The sequence below is a fragment of the Bartonella sp. MU70NMGDW genome, assembly GCF_042194085.1.
GTDB classification, from domain to species: domain Bacteria; phylum Pseudomonadota; class Alphaproteobacteria; order Rhizobiales; family Rhizobiaceae; genus Bartonella; species Bartonella grahamii.
In genome coordinates this window covers 1-3,758 of sequence record NZ_JBHIMK010000132.1, presented here as the reverse complement: position 1 = coordinate 3,758, position 3,758 = coordinate 1, and the positions used below count along the sequence as shown (strand labels likewise).

Here is a 3,758-nt window from a genome sequence, read left to right as displayed (position 1 = left end):
GAATGCTTGGTGAAATGTCAGTAGAAGAGCCGTCTTCAGGAGCATTTAGTTTTTTTGCTTATAAATATTGGGGGAGATTAGCTGGTTTCATAACAGGTTGGAATTATTGGTTTCTTTATATTCTTGTGAGCATGGCTGAACTTACAGTGATAGGTTTTTATCTTGATCATTGGATTTTGATTGATCATTGGAAAGCATCTTTCATTGTTCTTTTATTTGTTACATTCATTAACTTGTTTAATGTTCGTTTTTATGGAGAATTTGAATTTGCTTGCGCTTTGATCAAAGTGGCTGCTGTTATTGGTATGATTATTTTGGGAATTTTTCTCATTGTCACTGAACTAGGGGAAAATCAAGCGAATATTCATTATCTTTGGGACCATGGCGGTTTTTTCCCTTATGGAGCAGTAGGGGTTGTTTTAGCGACTTCTGTAGTAATGTTTTCCTTTGGAGGAACAGAGCTTATTGGTATTGCTGCTGGAGAGGCATCTGATCCACAAAAAACAATTCCAGCGGCTATCCGTCAAGTTATGTGGAGGATTATAATTTTTTATATTGGTTCTATCAGCGTTATTATGATAATCAGCCCTTGGAATATGATTGGAAAAAATGGCAGTCCTTTTGTTACAATTTTCGAGACTATAGGAATTCCTGCTGCTGGTCATATTTTGAATTTTGTGGTGATTATGGCTGCTATTTCTGTTTACAATAGTGGCATTTATTCTAATGGACGTATGCTTTATAGTTTAGCTGTACAAAAAAATGCACCACATATTTTTAGTAAACTGAGTGCTGCTCGTGTTCCTTATATTGCTATCCTTTTTTCATCATTCTGTACGGTGTTGATTGTCGTTTTTAATGCTCTTGTTCCTGATAATAGTTTCATGCGGATCATGGCTCTTGCAACTGCAGCAGCAGTGATTACTTGGGCTATTATTGTTATTGTTCATTTGAAATTTCGCAATGCACATAAGAACAGAAAAGGCAACTTTACTTATGCGTTTGGTTTATATCCTTACGCTAACTATCTTTGTCTCTGCTTTCTTGCTTTATTATTTTGCATTATGTTTATCAGTGGTTTTGGGCAAAATGGATTGATGACTCGACTTTTTGATATGATAGGAATAAGCGTGCCTTTTCTTGAAACATATATTCCTGTACAGATGCCTGATATGAGTTTGGCAGTCATTATTATTCCTCTATGGTGCTTATTATTACTTTTAGGTTATAAACTGAGACGATAGAGAAAGAAGAGCTAATAAAACGGATTGATTGGAATAAATCTTGGGGACTATAAAATTTGATGAGGTAACACAAGTTTTTGGTGATTTGTGTGTTTTAAGGAATATTACTGTACAGCTTACCGAAAAACGAATTGCTGTTATAGGTGCGAATGGTTCTGGAAAAAGTACATTTGTTCGTCTTATTAATGGACTCCAATTACCATCTCACGGTTTTGTAAGCGTTGATGGGCTTGATACCAAGCGCGATGCAAAAGCAGTAAAGCGTAAAGTTGGATTTGTATTTCAGAATCCCGATAATCAGATTGTTTTACCATTAGTTGAAGAGGACTTATCATTTGGTCTCAAAAATTTAAAGCTTAGTAAAGATGAAATTAAGGAGCGTGTAGATGAAATTTTACAGCGCTACGAACTTCAAGACTTCAGAAATCACGCTGTCCATTTATTAAGTGGTGGGCAAAAACAACTCGTTGCTATTTCCGGTGTAGTTGCAATGAAACCAGACTACATTATTTTTGATGAGCCGACGACATTACTTGATTTGCGAAATAAGCATCGCGTTACGCAAGTGATAGAAGAATTACCACAAACGGCAATAGTTGTATCGCATGATTTGGAGTTTTTGAAAAAGTTTGATAGAGTGCTGGTTTTTGATAAGGGGGAGATAGCAATTGATGATGTACCTTTTGTTGCTATCAAGGAGTATATAAGAAGAATGTCATGATCGGTTTATATATTCCAAGGGATACGTTTATTCATAGGTTAAGTCCTGGAGTTAAGTTATTATTTCTTGCGGCGTGTGGAACTTTTATAATAATGGTTTCTTCCATAGCGCTTCTTGGGTTATTTTTGTTGTTGGTCATCTTATTCTATAGAGTCGCCAAGGTCCCTCTCAAAACTGCGATAAAGCAATTTAAATCGATGGGATTGCTTTTGGTTCTTCTATTTGTATTTCAAACTATTTTTAGCGGTTGGCTTACGGGGATTGAGGTCATATTACGTCTTGTTATCCTCTTTTCTTTATCATCACTTGTTTCATTCACAACAAAAGTTTCAGATATGGTGGATGCAATTGAAGTCTGGCTTCAGCCTTTTTGCTGTTTTGGTATAAATCCATCAAAAGTGAGTATGGTTATTTCTATGGCGATCAGGTTTATTCCTCTTTTGAGTGAAAAGTTTAATGAGGTACATGAAGCACAGCAAGCACGGGGACTTAATACTAACATTGTCGCTCTTGCGATACCTTTAATTATACGAACCATAAGAATGGCTTCAGAAGTGGCTGAAGCATTGGAAGCGCGTTCTTATGATGCTGATACCATTGATACAGCATCTCATAATAATCAAAGTTTTTTATAGTGAAAGAAGAATCAAATGAATACAAAAGATTTAGTTTATATTGCTTTATTTGCCGCTATTTATGCTATTTTAGGACTTTTCCCTTCTATTTATCTTCCTTTTCTTCTAGGGGTACCTATTACAGCTCAATCGATGGGACCGATGCTAGCAGGGTCTATTCTTGGGGCAAAAAGGGGTGCTTTAGCATCACTCCTTTTTCTTGTTCTTGTTGCGATTGGATTACCTCTGTTGCCTGGTGGTCGTGGTGGAATCAGTGTCTTTTCAGGGATTGCAAGTGGTTACTTAATAGGTTTTCCATTTGCTGCATTTTTTATTGGTTTAATGGTAGAATTGTTTTGGCAGCGGTTAAATTTTATAACATTATTTGTGATAAATACTGTTGGTGGCATTGGGATAGTTTATTCTTTTGGTGTTCCATGGACAGCGTATATGACCAAAGTCTCTTTACTGAAGGTTTTAATGGCTTCATCAGGTTTTTTGATAGGCGATTGTTTAAAAGTGTTGATTGCATCCTTTGTTGCACTCGCGATTAAAAGATCTGTTCCTCTCATTCATTCAAAGCATAATAAGAACAAGCTAAAATGAATGTATTATTTTGTTACGCTGTTATTATATAATATTCATGTATCACAATAATTTTACTGAATTTAACCATAGTAATCTATGATGTAATTAAACATTGTAGAATCTAATATGATTTATATAAGTGATATTATTAAAATAAATTATTATAATATTTTTCTCTATATCTAAGGCATTTAAAGTGTACTTTTATAAATCTGATACTTTTTATTAATATAGAACATTAACGAAATATTTTCCATAGTGAAGGAATAATTCAGTGAATACAAAAGACTTAGTTTATATTGCTTTATTTGCCGCTATTTACGCTGTTTTGAGTCTTTTCCCTCCTATTTATCTTCCTTTTTTACTGGGTGTCCCTATTACAGCTCAGTCTATGGCTCCGATGTTAGCAGGCTCTATACTTGGAGCGAAAAGGGGAGCTTTAGCATCACTTCTTTTCCTTATTCTTGTTGCGATTGGATTACCTCTATTGCCTGGTGGTCGTGGTGGAATTAGTGTTTTTTCAGGAGTTACGAGTGGTTATCTGATTAGTTTTCCATTTGCTGCATTTTTTATTGGCTTTATGGTAGAATT

General features: G+C 35.1%; 5 protein-coding genes. All 5 read left to right on the top strand.

Annotated elements, in window-relative coordinates:
- Positions 1–1,244 (top strand): amino acid permease (locus ACFIKE_RS08640; RefSeq protein ID WP_375649322.1); only part of this gene is annotated, 1,244 nt, incomplete at its 5' end.
- A gap of 40 nt (positions 1,245–1,284) precedes the next feature.
- On the top strand, positions 1,285–1,965 hold the full coding sequence (locus ACFIKE_RS08635; RefSeq protein ID WP_012754688.1) for an energy-coupling factor ABC transporter ATP-binding protein: 681 nt from the start codon (positions 1,285–1,287) through the stop codon (positions 1,963–1,965).
- Entirely contained in the window at positions 1,962–2,600 is a 639-nt protein-coding gene (locus tag ACFIKE_RS08630; RefSeq protein WP_375649321.1) for an energy-coupling factor transporter transmembrane component T family protein, read from the top strand. Before ACFIKE_RS08635 ends, ACFIKE_RS08630 begins: the two co-directional genes overlap by 4 nt.
- Positions 2,601–2,615: 15 nt before the next feature.
- A complete protein-coding gene (locus tag ACFIKE_RS08625) occupies positions 2,616–3,185 on the top strand; it encodes a biotin transporter BioY (RefSeq protein ID WP_375626819.1) in 570 nt (189 codons plus the stop codon).
- A gap of 256 nt (positions 3,186–3,441) precedes the next feature.
- Positions 3,442–3,758, top strand: a 317-nt coding sequence (locus tag ACFIKE_RS08620) for a biotin transporter BioY (RefSeq protein WP_375649320.1), incomplete at its 3' end; no start/stop codon positions are given.

Bases quoted from the DNA above. Each gene is read 5' to 3' on its own strand.
- ACFIKE_RS08630 (WP_375649321.1), top strand. From the start codon at position 1,962: ATGATCGGTTTATATATTCCAAGGGATACGTTTATTCATAGGTTAAGT.
- ACFIKE_RS08625 (WP_375626819.1), top strand. From the start codon at position 2,616: ATGAATACAAAAGATTTAGTTTATATTGCTTTATTTGCCGCTATTTAT.